Source organism: Litchfieldia sinesaloumensis, assembly GCF_900156865.1.
Lineage (GTDB): Bacteria > Bacillota > Bacilli > Bacillales > Bacillaceae_L > Ferdinandcohnia > Ferdinandcohnia sinesaloumensis.
In genome coordinates, this window is record NZ_LT732529.1 from 3,590,143 (window position 1) to 3,606,737 (window position 16,595).

Below are 16,595 nucleotides of genomic sequence, written 5' to 3' on the forward strand. Positions count from 1 at the left end.
GAAGACCACATGGTCTTCAATTAAAAGGTGGCTTTTAGCTACCACTTACAGATGGACCCGCGGCGCATTAGCTAGTTGGTGAGGTAACGGCTCACCAAGGCGACGATGCGTAGCCGACCTGAGAGGGTGATCGGCCACACTGGGACTGAGACACGGCCCAGACTCCTACGGGAGGCAGCAGTAGGGAATCTTCCGCAATGGACGAAAGTCTGACGGAGCAACGCCGCGTGAGCGAAGAAGGCCTTCGGGTCGTAAAGCTCTGTTGTTAGGGAAGAACAAGTATCGTTCGAATAGGGCGGTACCTTGACGGTACCTAACCAGAAAGCCACGGCTAACTACGTGCCAGCAGCCGCGGTAATACGTAGGTGGCAAGCGTTATCCGGAATTATTGGGCGTAAAGCGCGCGCAGGCGGTCCTTTAAGTCTGATGTGAAAGCCCACGGCTCAACCGTGGAGGGTCATTGGAAACTGGGGGACTTGAGTGCAGAAGAGGAGAGCGGAATTCCACGTGTAGCGGTGAAATGCGTAGAGATGTGGAGGAACACCAGTGGCGAAGGCGGCTCTCTGGTCTGTAACTGACGCTGAGGCGCGAAAGCGTGGGGAGCGAACAGGATTAGATACCCTGGTAGTCCACGCCGTAAACGATGAGTGCTAAGTGTTAGAGGGTTTCCGCCCTTTAGTGCTGCAGCAAACGCATTAAGCACTCCGCCTGGGGAGTACGGTCGCAAGACTGAAACTCAAAGGAATTGACGGGGGCCCGCACAAGCGGTGGAGCATGTGGTTTAATTCGAAGCAACGCGAAGAACCTTACCAGGTCTTGACATCCTTATGCCATCCCTAGAGATAGGGCTTTCCTTTCGGGGACATAAGTGACAGGTGGTGCATGGTTGTCGTCAGCTCGTGTCGTGAGATGTTGGGTTAAGTCCCGCAACGAGCGCAACCCTTGATCTTAGTTGCCAGCATTTAGTTGGGCACTCTAAGGTGACTGCCGGTGACAAACCGGAGGAAGGTGGGGATGACGTCAAATCATCATGCCCCTTATGACCTGGGCTACACACGTGCTACAATGGATGGTACAAAGGGCAGCGAAACCGCGAGGTTAAGCGAATCCCATAAAACCATTCTCAGTTCGGATTGCAGGCTGCAACTCGCCTGCATGAAGCCGGAATCGCTAGTAATCGCGGATCAGCATGCCGCGGTGAATACGTTCCCGGGCCTTGTACACACCGCCCGTCACACCACGAGAGTTTGTAACACCCGAAGTCGGTGGGGTAACCGCAAGGAGCCAGCCGCCTAAGGTGGGACAGATGATTGGGGTGAAGTCGTAACAAGGTAGCCGTATCGGAAGGTGCGGCTGGATCACCTCCTTTCTAAGGAAACTGAAGTTCTACGAACTTCATAAAAAGACGCTTTGTATTATGTTTAGTTTTGAGAGAACTACTTGTTCTCAGTTTTATATGAATGGGCCTATAGCTCAGCTGGTTAGAGCGCACGCCTGATAAGCGTGAGGTCGATGGTTCGAGTCCATTTAGGCCCACCATTCATCTTATATACTGTTTTGGGGCCTTAGCTCAGCTGGGAGAGCGCCTGCCTTGCACGCAGGAGGTCAGCGGTTCGATCCCGCTAGGCTCCACCATAAACCTTACTGATGAAATCTTAATTGATTGAAATCAGTTTTTTGTTCCTTGAAAACTAGATAACGTAACAAAACATTCATTGAAGTAGTAAAAGTTCTTTTAACAACTTTAGGCGCACGAGAAGCAAGGAGTTCAAGAAATCCGCAGCTTATCGAAGCCGAACAGGTTAAGTTAATAAGGGCGCACGGTGGATGCCTTGGCACTAGGAGCCGATGAAGGACGGTACTAACACCGATATGCTTCGGGGAGCTGTAAGTAAGCATTGATCCGAAGATTTCCGAATGGGGAAACCCACTGCCCGTAATGGGGCAGTATCCTTACCTGAATACATAGGGTAAGAGAAGGTAGACCCGGGGAACTGAAACATCTTAGTACCCGGAGGAAGAGAAAGCAAACGCGATTTCCTGAGTAGCGGCGAGCGAAACGGAAGATAGCCCAAACCAAGAGGCTTGCCTCTTGGGGTTGTAGGACACTCTATACGGAGTTACAAAAGAACGGAGTAGACGAAGCGACCTGGAAAGGTCCGTCAGAGAAGGTAACAACCCTGTAGTCGAAACTTCGTTCTCTCTTGAGTGGATCCTGAGTACGGCGGGACACGTGAAATCCCGTCGGAAGCTGGGAGGACCATCTCCCAAGGCTAAATACTCCCTAGTGACCGATAGTGAACCAGTACCGTGAGGGAAAGGTGAAAAGCACCCCGGAAGGGGAGTGAAAGAGAACCTGAAACCGTGTGCCTACAAGTAGTCAAAGCACATTTATGTGTGATGGCGTGCCTTTTGTAGAATGAACCGGCGAGTTACGATCCCGTGCAAGGTTAAGTTGAAGAGACGGAGCCGCAGCGAAAGCGAGTCTGAATAGGGCGAAATAGTACGTGGTCGTAGACCCGAAACCAGGTGATCTACCCATGTCCAGGGTGAAGTTCAGGTAACACTGAATGGAGGCCCGAACCCACGCACGTTGAAAAGTGCGGGGATGAGGTGTGGGTAGCGGAGAAATTCCAATCGAACCTGGAGATAGCTGGTTCTCTCCGAAATAGCTTTAGGGCTAGCCTCGAGTTAGAGTCTTGGAGGTAGAGCACTGATTGGACTAGGGGCCCTCATCGGGTTACCGAATTCAGTCAAACTCCGAATGCCAAAGACTTGATTCTCGGGAGTCAGACTGCGAGTGATAAGATCCGTAGTCAAGAGGGAAACAGCCCAGACCACCAGCTAAGGTCCCAAAGTATACGTTAAGTGGAAAAGGATGTGGAGTTGCTTAGACAACCAGGATGTTGGCTTAGAAGCAGCCACCATTTAAAGAGTGCGTAATAGCTCACTGGTCGAGTGACTCTGCGCCGAAAATGTACCGGGGCTAAACGTATCACCGAAGCTGTGGATTGTTCTTACGAACAATGGTAGGAGAGCGTTCTAAGTGCAGCGAAGTCAGACCGTAAGGACTGGTGGAGCGCTTAGAAGTGAGAATGCCGGTATGAGTAGCGAAAGAGGGGTGAGAATCCCCTCCACCGAATGCCTAAGGTTTCCTGAGGAAGGCTCGTCCGCTCAGGGTTAGTCGGGACCTAAGCCGAGGCTGAAAAGCGTAGGCGATGGACAACAGGTTGATATTCCTGTACCACCTCTTTACCGTTTGAGCAATGGAGGGACGCAGGAGGATAGGGTAAGCGCGCTGTTGGATATGCGCGTCCAAGCAGTTAGACTGGTAAGTAGGCAAATCCGCTTACCATAAGGTTGAGCTGTGATGGCGAGGGAAATATAGTACCGAAGTTCCTGATTCCACACTGCCAAGAAAAGCTTCTAGCGAGGTAAATGGTGCCCGTACCGCAAACCGACACAGGTAGGCGAGGAGAGAATCCTAAGGTGATCGAGAGAACTCTCGTTAAGGAACTCGGCAAAATGACCCCGTAACTTCGGGAGAAGGGGTGCTTTTTAGGGTGAATAGCCCTGAAAAGCCGCAGTGAATAGGCCCAGGCGACTGTTTAGCAAAAACACAGGTCTCTGCGAAGCCGCAAGGCGAAGTATAGGGGCTGACACCTGCCCGGTGCTGGAAGGTTAAGAGGAGGGGTTAGCGCAAGCGAAGCTCTGAATCGAAGCCCCAGTAAACGGCGGCCGTAACTATAACGGTCCTAAGGTAGCGAAATTCCTTGTCAGGTAAGTTCTGACCCGCACGAAAGGTGTAACGATCTGGGCACTGTCTCAACGAGAGACTCGGTGAAATTATAGTACCTGTGAAGATGCAGGTTACCCGCGACAGGACGGAAAGACCCCGTGGAGCTTTACTGCAGCCTGATATTGAATTTTGGTACAGCTTGTACAGGATAGGTAGGAGCCTTGGAAGCCGGAGCGCCAGCTTCGGTGGAGGCATTGGTGGGATACTACCCTGGCTGTATTGAAATTCTAACCCGAAGGCCTTATCGGCCTTGGAGACAGTGTCAGGTGGGCAGTTTGACTGGGGCGGTCGCCTCCTAAAAAGTAACGGAGGCGCCCAAAGGTTCCCTCAGAATGGTTGGAAATCATTCGTAGAGTGTAAAGGCACAAGGGAGCTTGACTGCGAGACCTACAAGTCGAGCAGGGACGAAAGTCGGGCTTAGTGATCCGGTGGTTCCGCATGGAAGGGCCATCGCTCAACGGATAAAAGCTACCCCGGGGATAACAGGCTTATCTCCCCCAAGAGTCCACATCGACGGGGAGGTTTGGCACCTCGATGTCGGCTCATCGCATCCTGGGGCTGTAGTCGGTCCCAAGGGTTGGGCTGTTCGCCCATTAAAGCGGTACGCGAGCTGGGTTCAGAACGTCGTGAGACAGTTCGGTCCCTATCCGTCGTGGGCGTAGGAAATTTGAGAGGAGCTGTCCTTAGTACGAGAGGACCGGGATGGACACACCGCTGGTGTACCAGTTGTCCTGCCAAGGGCATAGCTGGGTAGCTATGTGTGGAAGGGATAAGTGCTGAAAGCATCTAAGCATGAAGCCCCCCTCAAGATGAGATTTCCCATAGTGTTAAACTAGTAAGATCCCTCGAAGATGACGAGGTTGATAGGTCAGAGGTGGAAGCATGGTGACATGTGCAGCTGACTGATACTAATCGATCGAGGACTTAACCAAAAAAGAAAAGCGTAGGCGACTGTACTGCCTCGACAAGCGCTGGAACTTCTGACCGAAAAGTCGATAGACTTTGACAGAAGAAGTGAAGCGACCTCGAGAGGCTAGGAGCCGGAGCTAGACAAATGACTTCATGAATGTGCGTACGTTATCTAGTTTTGAAGGAATGAATCCTTCATAATAGTCTAGTGACGATGGCGAGAAGGTCACACCCGTTCCCATACCGAACACGGAAGTTAAGCTTCTCAGCGCCGATGGTAGTTGGGGCATTGCCCCTGTGAGAGTAGGACGTCGCTAGGCACTGAAAAGATCAACCTTAGGGTTGGTCTTTTTTTTGTTTCGAAAAACCGAAGGTTTTAGAAATCATTAAAATAGGTTTAGAAAGAATTGAAAATACGGTGGGTTTCGAGGAGCAAAGAGTTCAAGGAAGCAAGTGAGCGACAACCGGAATGTACAACGTACATGAGGATTGGAGGGAGTGCAGCTGACGCAGAAATCTGCCGCTCATCGGAAGCCGCCGACCGAACACGGAAGTTAAGCTTCGGCGCCGATGGTAGTTGGGGCATTGCCCCTGTGAGAGTAGGACGTCGCTAGGCAGCGGAAAAGATCAACCGATATGGTTGATCTTTTTTATTTCGGAAAAACTCCTGATTATATAGTAGCAAAGATATTTAATCACACTGCAAAAAGGTGATCTATAAAAAATTTATTCTAAATACCATCAATCTTTTCCTTTAAAAACAAGTATAGTAGAAAGGGTACCTTATCCGCAGATATCGATAAAAACTGTCTAATAAATGGATAATCATTACTGGAGTAAGAGTGAAGTAACTCACTCCACCATTCAGTTTCATATCTTGAGATCATACTTAAATTATATAAAAGTAAATAATGTGTCATGATTTCTGGGAAAAAAGACAGTAATTCCCTCTCCTTTGGGAGATAATATGTATCTTCATATAAATGATACAAAAGCGGGGAACATGTGAGTGGCAACCGTTTGTTTGAAGTATCAATTATTAATGTAATTTTATCAATGTCTTCCCCAGTCATCTCCTCATTAGTAAGAGAAAGTGGAAATGGTAGTATCTTCTCAATAAAATCAAGAAATCGTCGAGATGTCATATGAAAACTGTCTAACGATTCACTTGGAATAGAAAGTATATTTTTATTTGATATGGGTGTTCGAATATATAAGCTTTGTTGGAAATGCAAGGCAAACAAATTTTGTAGTTCTGGAACCCTTTTGAATAGCTGTTCCATGGTGTATTTTTCTCCCTCAATTTGTTTCACATGAAACATACGTTCAGAGAAATGGGAAAATAATCCGTTTTTTTGAACTCTCACCTCATCTAGAAAAAACTCATAGCTCTGCTTTTTTCTTTTCCGTGTAGAAACCCCGTGCGCTAATACTGAGGTTGACTCTGGGTATTGAGGGTCAACGGTTAATAAGCACGCTTTAAGTAATTGAACCATTCCATAAAAGAGCAGGACTGGTTTGATGGATAACGGAGCTTTATCAGATAGTTGATAATAATTCTGTCCATGTTCCAGATAGTAAATAAAGGGATAGCTGTTCTCATAGCTCTTTTTCTCTGCATCAGCTACAGATGCCTTTTCATAACATTTCTGAAGTAAATGTTGTGTCGTATTCGCTGCATGTAGTGCATTAAAAGATTGCCAAATAAATCGATAATCGAACAAAGTAGAAACCTCCAATAGAAAACATAGAAGTGCAAAAGGTGGTTATAAATAAAACATAAAACTCTGAATTATTAAATATATCAATCCTTCCTTGACAGTAGTTTACCCAGTTGATAATCTACTAATAATATTTTGCAATCGAAGGGGGATTTATTACATGTGGGAAACTAAGTTTGCCAAAGAAGGATTAACATTTGATGATGTATTGCTTTTACCTGCTAAATCAGAAGTATTACCTAAGGATGTAAATCTTGGAGTAGCGTTGACAGAAACATTAAAGCTAAATATCCCAATTATTAGCGCCGGTATGGATACTGTTACAGAACATGCAATGGCAATAGCTATGGCTCGCCAAGGTGGATTAGGTATCATTCATAAAAATATGTCGATTGAACAACAAGCTGAACAAGTTGATAAGGTTAAGCGTTCAGAGAGTGGCGTTATTACAAATCCATTTTTCCTAACTCCTAGCCATCAAGTGTTTGATGCTGAACATTTAATGGGAAAATATCGTATTTCAGGTGTCCCAATTGTAAACAATCCGCAAGAGCAAATCTTGGTTGGTATCATCACCAATCGTGACCTTCGTTTTATTCAAGACTATTCCATATTAATTTCAGATGTTATGACTAAGGAAAATTTAGTGACTGCTCCAGTTGGCACGAACCTAGAGCAAGCTGAAAAAATCTTACAAAAGCATAAGATTGAAAAGCTTCCTCTTGTAGATGAAAGTGGAGTATTAAAAGGACTTATAACCATTAAAGATATTGAAAAAGTAATAGAATTTCCAAATTCTGCAAAGGATGCGCAGGGACGTTTATTAGTAGGTGCTGCTGTTGGGGTAACTACAGATACAATGCTCCGTGTTGCTAAGCTTGTTGAAGCTGGTGTTGATGCTATTGTTGTTGATACAGCACATGGTCACTCAGCAGGTGTTCTTGATACTGTAAAAAATATACGTGACACATATCCAAGTTTAAATATTATTGCTGGTAATGTGGCAACAGCTGAGGCAACTCGTGATTTAATAAAAGCAGGTGCTAGTGTTGTAAAAGTAGGTATTGGGCCAGGATCTATATGTACAACACGTGTAGTAGCAGGTGTTGGTGTTCCACAAATAACTGCTGTTTACGATTGTGCTACAGAAGCAAGAAAACATGGTGTTTCAATAATTGCTGACGGTGGTATTAAATATTCAGGTGATATCGTGAAGGCCTTAGCATCTGGGGGGCATGCAGTAATGCTAGGAAGCTTACTTGCAGGTGTCTCTGAAAGCCCAGGAGAAACAGAAATATTCCAAGGTCGTCGCTTTAAGGTGTACCGTGGGATGGGATCAGTTGCAGCGATGGAAAAAGGGAGTAAGGATCGTTACTTCCAAGAGGATGCAAAGAAATTTGTTCCGGAAGGTATTGAAGGACGACTTCCATATAAAGGACCACTTACAGATACAATTTATCAATTATTAGGTGGTATTCGCTCTGGGATGGGCTATTGTGGTACAAAGAATTTAGAAGAATTAAGAGAAAATGCCCAATTTATAAAAATGACGGGTGCAGGGTTACGTGAGAGTCATCCACATGATGTCCAAATTACTAAAGAAGCGCCAAACTACTCAACACTCTAAAATAAAATAAATAACAAACTAATCCATTGGTAGGATTTTTATATTGTGGTAGATAGAGACACGCACTCTATCTATTTTTTTTGAGGCTAATATGTTAAACTATTTTTTGTGTGTATTACGAAAGTGGAGGTTCAAAACGTGAAAAAACAAACACAAAAAAAATTAATAATAAGCTTTTTAGCAGTCTTTTTGCTTTCGCTTTTTGTGGGTCAAGCAACGCCTGCCAAAGCAGCTCCTGCTATAGATATAAATGCAAAAAACGCGATACTAATTGATGCAGATACCGGTAAAATTCTCTATGAGAAAAATGCAGATCAGGCTGCGCCAATTGCAAGTATGTCAAAAATGATGACAGAATATCTTGTGTTGGAGGCGATTGATGAAGGGTCGATTACCTGGGAAACAGAAACACAAATTGATGAGTTTTTACACTCTTTCTCAGCAAATGCGAACTCTTCTGGTGTTGGTCTTCGTTTAAATCATAACTATACGGTAAAAGAACTATATTATGCGATGGCTATTTATTCTGATAATGCAACGACGATGGCATTAGCACGTCTAATCAGTGGTTCTGAAGGCGAATTTGTAAAGAGGATGAATGAAAAGGCCGCTGAACTTGGTCTTCCAGACTATCACTTTGTAAATAGTTCTGGTCTACCTAATAGCATGTTAGGTGAAAACCGTCCTGCGGGTACGGATCTAGACGCAGAAAATATGCTATCTGCAGAATCAGTTGCATTATTAGCCTATTCATTGATTCGAGATTATCCAGAAGTATTAGACGTTTCTAGTATTCCGCAATTTGAGTTTTATGGAGAGAAATTAAACAACTGGAACTGGATGTTGAAACACGATCCTAGTGAATCTCCTTTATATGCAAGTTTTTACTACGAAGGTTTAGATGGTCTAAAAACAGGTACAACAACAGCTGCTGGTTATTGTTTTACAGGAACAGCGGAAAAAAACGGCACGAGGTTGATTTCAGTTGTGATGGGTGCATCCAGTGAGCCAGAACGTTTTAATGAGACTCGGAAGCTCTTAGACCATGGCTTTAATCATTTCGAGCAAATTGAAGTATACCCAGAAGGCTATCAGTTAAAGGGTAATAAAGAATTAAAGGTTGTTAAAGGAAAAGAAAAAGAAGTACAAATTTCCACAAAAGCACCGGTTAAACTTATAGTTGAAAAAGGTGTAGACAAGTCCGCCTTCAAAGCGGAATATGTTTTAGATGAGAAAGTCGTTTCTAAGGACCAGGAAATTACCGCGCCGTTTAAAAAAGGAACAAATGTTGGACATATGGTAATATCCTATGATGGTGAAGACCTAGGGTATGTAACTGGAAATGATGATCAATTACAGGTACCACTTGTAACTGATACAGCTGTAGAAAAGACAAACTGGTTCGTGCTTATGATGAGAGGAATTGGCGGTTTCTTTAGTGACATTTGGTCAAGTGTTGCAAATACAGTAAAAGGCTGGTTTTAATAATAGTTGACCGTGACACGCTTGGGGTATCATAATCCAAGCGTGTTTTTTCATTAGTATTATTTCTTACTCTAGATAAAACACCATTAATGAAGAACAGGAGACCTAATAGGAGTGATAGGGTTAATACTACTCCATTATTGTTAGCTTTAAATATAAGGGCGACACAATCAGTAGCTAATATAATGAGTACAAAAGATAAAATTGATTTTACAATATGCACCTGTTTTGGTTCCGTAGTACCTGTCATTACTTTTATACCTTTTTCATTATCTCAGTTAAGAAATCGATAACAAATTATACCATATCGTACTATTTTAATATAATTACTAGGAAATTGTGAAAATATCAGTTAGAATATTCTTAGTTTATTTTATATTGAGCATTTATTATCTATAAAAATATGATATGATAATGCATAAATCAGAAAAATATTAATACACGTTGGAGGAATCGTCATGGCAAGTACGGGTACAGATCGAGTCAAACGAGGAATGGCTGAAATGCAAAAGGGCGGCGTTATTATGGACGTTGTTAATGCAGAACAGGCAAAAATAGCTGAGGAAGCGGGAGCAGTAGCCGTTATGGCACTAGAACGTGTTCCAGCTGATATAAGAGCAGCGGGTGGAGTTGCTAGAATGGCAGATCCAACAATCGTTGAGCAAGTAATGAACGCTGTTTCTATTCCGGTGATGGCAAAAGCACGTATTGGACATATTGTAGAAGCTAGGGTATTAGAGGCTCTAGGTGTGGACTACATTGATGAAAGTGAAGTATTAACTCCTGCTGATGAGGAGTACCATCTAAATAAACGTGATTTTACAGTACCATTTGTTTGTGGATGTCGTGATTTAGGAGAGGCAACTCGCCGAATTGCTGAAGGTGCATCTATGCTTCGTACAAAGGGTGAGCCTGGTACAGGAAATATTGTGGAAGCAGTTCGTCATATGAGAAAAGTTAATGCACAAATCCGCAAAGTTGTTGGCATGAGTGAAGATGAACTAATGACAGAGGCAAAAAACATTGGAGCACCTTTCGAATTATTACTACAAATTAAACGTGAAGGGCGCCTACCAGTAGTAAACTTTGCTGCGGGTGGTGTTGCTACTCCAGCTGATGCAGCATTAATGATGCAACTTGGTGCAGATGGTGTGTTCGTAGGTTCTGGTATTTTTAAATCGGACAACCCAGCTAAATTCGCACGTGCTATCGTAGAAGCTACTACACATTATCAAGACTACGAATTAATTGCTCAGCTTTCTAAAGGCTTAGGTAATGCTATGAAAGGGATTGAAATTTCATCATTATTACCGGACCAACGCATGCAAGAACGAGGCTGGTAAGTAAGAGGGTGTTCAGAAGTGGTTAAAATCGGAGTATTAGGCCTACAAGGGGCAGTAAGAGAACATATTCGCTCGGTAGAAGCTTCTGGCGCAGAAGCAGTTATCGTAAAAAAAATAGAACAATTAGAAGAGATTGACGGGTTAATTATCCCCGGTGGGGAAAGCACAACAATGCGTCGCTTGATTGATAAATACAGTTTTATGGAGCCTCTTCGTTCGTTTGCAGAACAAGGGAAGCCAATGTTTGGTACATGTGCTGGGTTAATTCTACTTGCAAAGCATCTTGTTGATTATAAGGAATCACATCTCGGACTAATGGATGTAAAAGTTGAGCGAAATTCATTTGGTCGTCAGCGTGAAAGTTTTGAGGCTGAGCTTATGATTCCAGGTATTGCAGAAGATTTTGTTGGTGTCTTCATTCGAGCACCACATATCGTTGAAGCTGGAGAGAATGTCGAAATTCTTGCTAAGCATGATGGTAGAATTGTTGCAGCACGTGAAGGTCAATTTTTAGGTTGTTCCTTTCATCCTGAATTGACGGACGATCATCGTTTTACAAGCTATTTTGTAAAAATGGTGGAAGAAACAAAAGCAAAAAACCTTGTATAAAGTTTTGAAACGTGGTAAAACTTTATATAAATAATTAAATTGTTAAATCTATGATAGGAACTAGTAGCATATCGCCTTTCTTAAGAGAGTCGGTGGTTGGTGTGAACCGATGAAAAAGATATGTGAATCCATCCTTGAGTGAAATACTGAATCTTGATTTATTTTAAGTAGGTATTTTCGGTAAATCCGTTATCTTTTTAAGGAGGAGGATACGTGTATCCTCAACTAGGGTGGTAACGCGGGTTAACTCTCGTCCCTTTTTTTAGGGGACGGGAGTTTTTTATTTTGCCATAATTTCAATTAGGTATGTATTATCCGTTGGCGCTTATAGTTCTTTAGACTAGATTACTGAGCACGCTTTATTCATGGATGGATTACATAGTTGGGCTACTGGCCTACATAGATTATAGGAGGTTTAGTGATGTTAGATATCAAACTTTTACGAAGCCACTTTGAGGTGGTTAAAGAAAGACTACAGTTTCGTGGTGAAGATTTAACAGACCTTGGGCGTTTTGAAAAATTGGATAAAACAAGACGTGAACTTATTGTCCAAACTGAGGAATTGAAAAGCAGAAGAAATGAAGTTTCAGGACAAGTTGCTGTACTAAAAAGAGAAAAGAAAGATGCGGATTCTCTTATTGTAGAGATGCGTGAAGTTGGAGAAAAAATTAAGGAATTAGATACTGAATTACGAGCAGTAGAAGAGCAATTAGAACAGCTGATGTTATCTATTCCGAATATTCCTCATGAAAGTGTACCTGTTGGTGAATCTGAGGATGACAATGTTGAAATCCGTAAATGGGGTGAAATTCCAGCATTTGACTTTGAACCAAAGCCACACTGGGAAATCGCAGATCAACTTGAGATCTTAGATTTTGAACGAGCTAGTAAGGTTACAGGTAGCCGTTTTGTATTTTATAAGGGGCTAGGAGCAAGACTTGAACGAGCATTATATAATTTTATGTTAGACCTTCATGTAGAGGAACATGGCTATGAAGAAGTAATTCCTCCATATATCGTAAATCGAGCAAGTATGACAGGTACAGGTCAACTTCCGAAATTTGAAGAAGATGCTTTTCGTATAGAAAGTGAGGATTATTTCTTAATTCCGACAGCTGAGGTACCGATTACGAATCTTCACCGTGATGAAATATTAGTTGGAGAAGAGTTGCCAATTAAATATGCAGCATTTAGTGCTTGTTTCCGCTCGGAAGCTGGTTCAGCAGGAAGAGACACAAGAGGATTAATTCGCCAGCATCAATTTAATAAAGTTGAGTTAGTGAAATTTGTTAAACCCGAAGACTCATATGCAGAATTGGAAAGCTTAACAGCAAACGCTGAAAAGGTCCTTCAACTATTAGGTCTTCCATATCGTGTTTTAAATATGTGTAGTGCAGATTTAGGATTTACAGCTGCAAAAAAATATGACATTGAAGTATGGATACCAAGTTATGGAACCTACCGGGAGATTTCTTCATGTAGTAATTTTGAGGCGTTCCAAGCTAGACGTGCAAATATACGATTCCGAAGAGATAGAGACTCAAAGCCTGAACATGTTCATACATTAAATGGATCAGGGCTGGCAATCGGTAGAACTGTCGCTGCAATCTTAGAAAATTATCAACAAGCAGACGGTACAGTAATTATTCCTGAAGTACTACGTCCATATATGAGAAATAAGGAAATAATCGGTTAAAAATAAATACAAATAGTGAGGCCAAGATACATTGCTATCCTGGTCTCAAAAAAAAATTAAAGATACTGTTGACATTAAAATTCAATATATGATATATTAATTCTTGTCGATACGGAGGAATACCCAAGTCCGGCTGAAGGGATCGGTCTTGAAAACCGACAGGGGTGTTAAAGCCCGCGGGGGTTCGAATCCCTCTTCCTCCGCCATAATATGACAAATAATACTAGCGCATAAAGTATTGGAGATGAACTCGTTACTTATAGTAACGAGTTTTTTACTATCTACAAAAATTAGGTTAACGAAAAACCCCTTTTGAGAAATTCTCAAGAGGGGTTCATTTTTAGCTTTTTAAAAGTTCTGCTTGTCTAATGAATTGGGATATTTTCTCGATGACAGGTTCAATTGAATTTTCATCTTGTATAATATCATAATCATTAATATTTAATCGAAGTACAGGACACGCATTAAAATTATTAATCCACTTCTCATAACGACCGTGCATCTCTTCCCAATAAGAAATCGGTGTTTGTTGTTCCATTGGTCTACCGCGTTCTTGGATTCGGCTAATTATGTCTTCAAGGCTACCTTCAAGATAAATTAATAAGTTCGGATGAGGAAAATAAGGTGTCATTACCATTGCATCAAAAAGGTTAGTATATGTCTCATAATCATCAGGTGCCATTGTTCCCTTTTCATAATGCATTTTTGCAAAAATGCCTGTATCTTCATATATCGAACGGTCTTGGATAAATCCACCGCCATATTCGAAAATTTTCTTTTGCTCCTTAAAGCGTTCTGCAAGGAAGTAGATTTGTAGGTGGAAACTCCATCGTTCAAAGTCTGCATAAAAGCGATCTAGGTAGGGGTTCGTATCGACCTTCTCAAAAGATGTTCTAAATCCAAGAGCTTGAGCCAGTGCCTTTGTCATTGTAGACTTTCCTACCCCAACTGTACCTGCAACTGTAATTACTGCATTACTAGGGATATCATATTTATTACGCAAATTCATTATGTTGTAACTCCTTTTTCCAGAATGGTGTCTTCTACTTTTGATAGGATAAAGTTTAGGTCCTCTTTACTCTGCACAAAGTCAAGTTTGTCTCCATTAAACCGTATGACGGGTATAGTAGGGTGTGCCTTTTCAAATTTAGCCATTGATTGTTCATAATCAAGACTCAATTGACTTAGATATGCAGGGTCTATACCTTTTTCAATGTCCCTACCTCGCATTTTTATCCGCTCTAGTAAAGTATCAAGTCCTGCATGTAAATAAATGACGACATTCGGCACAGGCATATCTGCTGTTAGAATCTCATAAATCTGTAAATACTTTTGAAACTGCTCGGACTTTAATGTTCGCTCAGCAAAAATCAAATTCTTAAATATATGATAATCCGCAACAACCGGTTGTTTTTTTTGAAGGTAATGTTGATTAATGTCTTCAAGTTGTTTGTATCGGTTGCACAGGAAAAACATCTCTGTTTGAAAACTCCATTCATCGATATTAGTATAGAATTTCCCTAAGAATGGATTTTCATCAACAATCTCTTTTAACAAGGCAAATTCAAAGCGTTCTGAAATAGCCTTAGCGAGTGAGGTTTTTCCAACACCGATTGGACCCTCTACAGTAATAAAAGGAATCCTACTACCCATCTCGTGTCCCCCTTTTTTATATCCATTCAATCAAAAGAGCCTTGGCGTATGTCCACATGGTGGGCAACAAAGAAATGGCCCCATAGTCTATCAAACATAAGCTCGAATTATTTCTAATGAGACACGCTGTCTATGCCGAGGCTGTCATTTCAATTAGACGGAGTTTAACCCTTATTATATATAGTTAAACAGATAAGCCTTATTTTATCACAGGAAGGTTGAATATTGTTAAATACTGTCGAAAAAACAAACTGGGAATTATTGAAGTTCTCAAGGCCTACTCACTTTGTGATAATCCTCTCTTCTTGCTCATATTTAGAAAATAAAAAGGAACTCAGTGGAAGAGTTCCTTGAAGGTTATTAGCGTTTTACAACATTGAAATTTTCCGTAATTAAAAGCCAGTTTTGAGGGAATGGAAGTCCTAGCTTCCAATAACTGATTCCTCTTAAGTTTAATTCCTTAATTAAGTCAAACTTTGCCTGAATACTTCTAGCATCTTCAAACCAAACTTTGTGTTCTTTCCCTTCAGAGTCTGTATAGTCAAAGTGAGGTGCTTGTGCTTTAGTATCATACTGAATGGAGACATTATTTTGTTTAGCGATCTCAATTGCTCGCTGAGGACTAACTGCTTTGGCATATTCTCCACCTGCTACAAATGGCAACGTCCAATCATATCCATACAGGTTTTGCCCCATCATAATTTTTGATGCTGGCATTTCAGTTAGTGCATATTCTAGTACTTCACGAACAGGGCCGATTGGTGATACTGCCATTGGCGGGCCACCACTATATCCCCATTCATACGTCATGATGACAACAAAGTCGACAATCTCTCCATGGGCCCGATAGTCATGAGCCTCATACCAGGCTCCTTTTTGCTCAGCACTTGTTTTAGGCGCGAGCGCAGTTGAAAGGAGCCAACCTTGTTGACTAAAGCGTTCCTTAGCTTTTCGTAAAAAAGCATTATAAGCTTCACGGTCTTCTGGACGTAAAAACTCCATGTCGAAATGAATATCTCGGAATCCGTATTTTTGAGCAGTTGTTACAATGTTATCTAGTAATGTGTTTTGGACATTTTCATCTGTTAGAACAATTCGACCCAATTCATCACTAAATTGACCTTCTTCTAAATTTGCGACAACCATCATTAAAGTTACATTATTTGCTTGTGCGATACTAGGGAAGTTATTCATCAGTGGTTCCTTTAAAGAGCCATCTCGTTGAATTTGAAAGTTAAAAGGGGCTAAGTACGTTAAATAGGGAGCTGCTTGTCGCGTACTTCTTTCAAGAGCGGGACTTACTGAAGTCCCTAAGGGCTCTACATAAGCATTGATTTCGCCATCTCGTTTTGGACGAGCAGGAATATAAAGTCTTAGACCCACGGTTAGAGGGCGATTTGGTGGAATTTGATTAATTTGTGCTAGCTGTTGATAATTAAGTCCGAATTTATTTGCGATTGACCAAAGGCTATCGCCCGGCTGAACCCAATAGAACTGGCCTACAATGGGGATGACTAGCGCTTGCCCAGCTACAAGGTTACCAGGGTCTGGGATTTGATTTGAGCGAACAAGTTCATCCACTGTTGTGCCATATGCATTTGCAATTCCAAATAATGATTGTCCTTGCTCAACAACATGAATTTGCATGTTTGACCTCCTCATTTTACAATTTAGGTACTACACCTTTATTACCCTATGAAAGTATAGGGTAGAAGATGCTTGATCAAATGTGCCCATTTGCCTAGTAAGGAGA

General features: G+C 42.1%; 10 protein-coding genes, 3 tRNA genes, 2 rRNA genes and 4 other annotated features. Of the genes, 11 read left to right on the forward strand and 4 right to left on the reverse strand.

Going from position 1 to position 16,595, the window contains the following annotated elements; translation table 11 throughout:
• Nucleotides 1–22: 22 nt before the first annotated feature.
• Nucleotides 23–174, forward strand: a sequence feature (16S ribosomal RNA rRNA prediction is too short).
• Between the two features lie 53 nt (nucleotides 175–227).
• Nucleotides 228–370: a sequence feature (16S ribosomal RNA rRNA prediction is too short), on the forward strand.
• Between the two features lie 11 nt (nucleotides 371–381).
• Nucleotides 382–1,356: a sequence feature (most likely nonfunctional fraction of RNA operon), on the forward strand.
• A 106-nt stretch (nucleotides 1,357–1,462) separates the two neighbouring features.
• From CZ490_RS17550 to CZ490_RS22950, 5 genes are all read left to right on the forward strand, one after another.
• Nucleotides 1,463–1,539: transfer RNA gene (locus tag CZ490_RS17550), tRNA-Ile, on the forward strand.
• A gap of 20 nt (nucleotides 1,540–1,559) precedes the next feature.
• Nucleotides 1,560–1,635, forward strand: a tRNA-Ala gene (locus CZ490_RS17555).
• Between the two features lie 165 nt (nucleotides 1,636–1,800).
• A 23S ribosomal RNA gene (locus tag CZ490_RS17560) occupies nucleotides 1,801–4,731 on the forward strand.
• Nucleotides 4,732–4,912: 181 nt separating this feature from the next.
• Nucleotides 4,913–5,028 (forward strand): 5S ribosomal RNA (gene rrf / locus CZ490_RS17565).
• Nucleotides 5,029–5,190: 162 nt separating this feature from the next.
• A complete protein-coding gene (locus CZ490_RS22950; protein WP_268762158.1) occupies nucleotides 5,191–5,322 on the forward strand; it encodes a hypothetical protein in 132 nt (43 codons plus the stop codon).
• Between the two features lie 117 nt (nucleotides 5,323–5,439).
• On the opposite strand, the gene CZ490_RS17570 is transcribed toward CZ490_RS22950, so the two are convergent.
• Complete coding sequence (locus tag CZ490_RS17570; protein ID WP_077620122.1) at nucleotides 5,440–6,432, reverse strand: YaaC family protein; 993 nt, start codon at nucleotides 6,430–6,432, stop codon at nucleotides 5,440–5,442.
• A gap of 157 nt (nucleotides 6,433–6,589) precedes the next feature.
• Here CZ490_RS17570 and guaB point away from each other — a divergent pair, with 157 nt between their 5' ends.
• The 6 genes from guaB (at nucleotide 6,590) to CZ490_RS17600 (ending at nucleotide 13,395) form a co-directional block, all read left to right on the forward strand.
• Entirely contained in the window at nucleotides 6,590–8,056 is a 1,467-nt protein-coding gene (gene guaB, locus CZ490_RS17575) for an IMP dehydrogenase (RefSeq protein ID WP_077620123.1), read from the forward strand.
• A gap of 138 nt (nucleotides 8,057–8,194) precedes the next feature.
• Nucleotides 8,195–9,541: a D-alanyl-D-alanine carboxypeptidase family protein gene (locus tag CZ490_RS17580; RefSeq protein WP_077620124.1), complete on the forward strand. Its 1,347-nt coding sequence runs from the start codon at nucleotides 8,195–8,197 to the stop codon at nucleotides 9,539–9,541.
• Nucleotides 9,542–9,999: 458 nt separating this feature from the next.
• Nucleotides 10,000–10,884 carry a pyridoxal 5'-phosphate synthase lyase subunit PdxS gene (gene pdxS, locus CZ490_RS17585; protein WP_077620125.1) on the forward strand — a complete coding sequence of 295 codons (885 nt, stop codon included), beginning with the start codon at nucleotides 10,000–10,002 and terminating at the stop codon, nucleotides 10,882–10,884.
• Nucleotides 10,885–10,902: 18 nt separating this feature from the next.
• Entirely contained in the window at nucleotides 10,903–11,493 is a 591-nt protein-coding gene (pdxT, locus tag CZ490_RS17590; protein ID WP_077620126.1) for a pyridoxal 5'-phosphate synthase glutaminase subunit PdxT, read from the forward strand.
• A 41-nt stretch (nucleotides 11,494–11,534) separates the two neighbouring features.
• Nucleotides 11,535–11,754: a binding site (T-box leader), on the forward strand.
• A gap of 160 nt (nucleotides 11,755–11,914) precedes the next feature.
• Nucleotides 11,915–13,189: a serine--tRNA ligase gene (gene serS / locus CZ490_RS17595; RefSeq protein ID WP_077620127.1), complete on the forward strand. Its 1,275-nt coding sequence runs from the start codon at nucleotides 11,915–11,917 to the stop codon at nucleotides 13,187–13,189.
• Between the two features lie 113 nt (nucleotides 13,190–13,302).
• Nucleotides 13,303–13,395, forward strand: a tRNA-Ser gene (locus tag CZ490_RS17600).
• Nucleotides 13,396–13,529: 134 nt separating this feature from the next.
• Here CZ490_RS17600 and CZ490_RS17605 read toward each other — a convergent pair.
• The 3 genes from CZ490_RS17605 to CZ490_RS17615 form a co-directional block, all read right to left on the reverse strand.
• Complete coding sequence (locus CZ490_RS17605; protein ID WP_077620128.1) at nucleotides 13,530–14,198, reverse strand: deoxynucleoside kinase; 669 nt, start codon at nucleotides 14,196–14,198, stop codon at nucleotides 13,530–13,532.
• Nucleotides 14,198–14,842, reverse strand: coding sequence for a deoxynucleoside kinase (locus CZ490_RS17610; protein ID WP_077620129.1), 645 nt, complete (start codon nucleotides 14,840–14,842; stop codon nucleotides 14,198–14,200). Before CZ490_RS17610 ends, CZ490_RS17605 begins: the two co-directional genes overlap by 1 nt.
• Nucleotides 14,843–15,202: 360 nt before the next feature.
• On the reverse strand, nucleotides 15,203–16,489 hold the full coding sequence (locus tag CZ490_RS17615; RefSeq protein WP_077620130.1) for a glycoside hydrolase family 18 protein: 1,287 nt from the start codon (nucleotides 16,487–16,489) through the stop codon (nucleotides 15,203–15,205).
• Nucleotides 16,490–16,595 lie beyond the last annotated feature (106 nt).

Excerpts from the sequence above, each read along its gene's own strand:
- CZ490_RS22950 (WP_268762158.1), top strand. The coding sequence starts at position 5,191 with ATGAGGATTGGAGGGAGTGCAGCTGACGCAGAAATCTGCCGCTCATCG.
- guaB (WP_077620123.1), top strand. The coding sequence starts at position 6,590 with ATGTGGGAAACTAAGTTTGCCAAAGAAGGATTAACATTTGATGATGTA.
- pdxS (WP_077620125.1), top strand. The coding sequence starts at position 10,000 with ATGGCAAGTACGGGTACAGATCGAGTCAAACGAGGAATGGCTGAAATG.
- serS (WP_077620127.1), top strand. The coding sequence starts at position 11,915 with ATGTTAGATATCAAACTTTTACGAAGCCACTTTGAGGTGGTTAAAGAA.
- CZ490_RS17605 (WP_077620128.1), bottom strand. The coding sequence starts at position 14,198 with ATGAATTTGCGTAATAAATATGATATCCCTAGTAATGCAGTAATTACA.
- CZ490_RS17610 (WP_077620129.1), bottom strand. The coding sequence starts at position 14,842 with ATGGGTAGTAGGATTCCTTTTATTACTGTAGAGGGTCCAATCGGTGTT.
- CZ490_RS17615 (WP_077620130.1), bottom strand. The coding sequence starts at position 16,489 with ATGCAAATTCATGTTGTTGAGCAAGGACAATCATTATTTGGAATTGCA.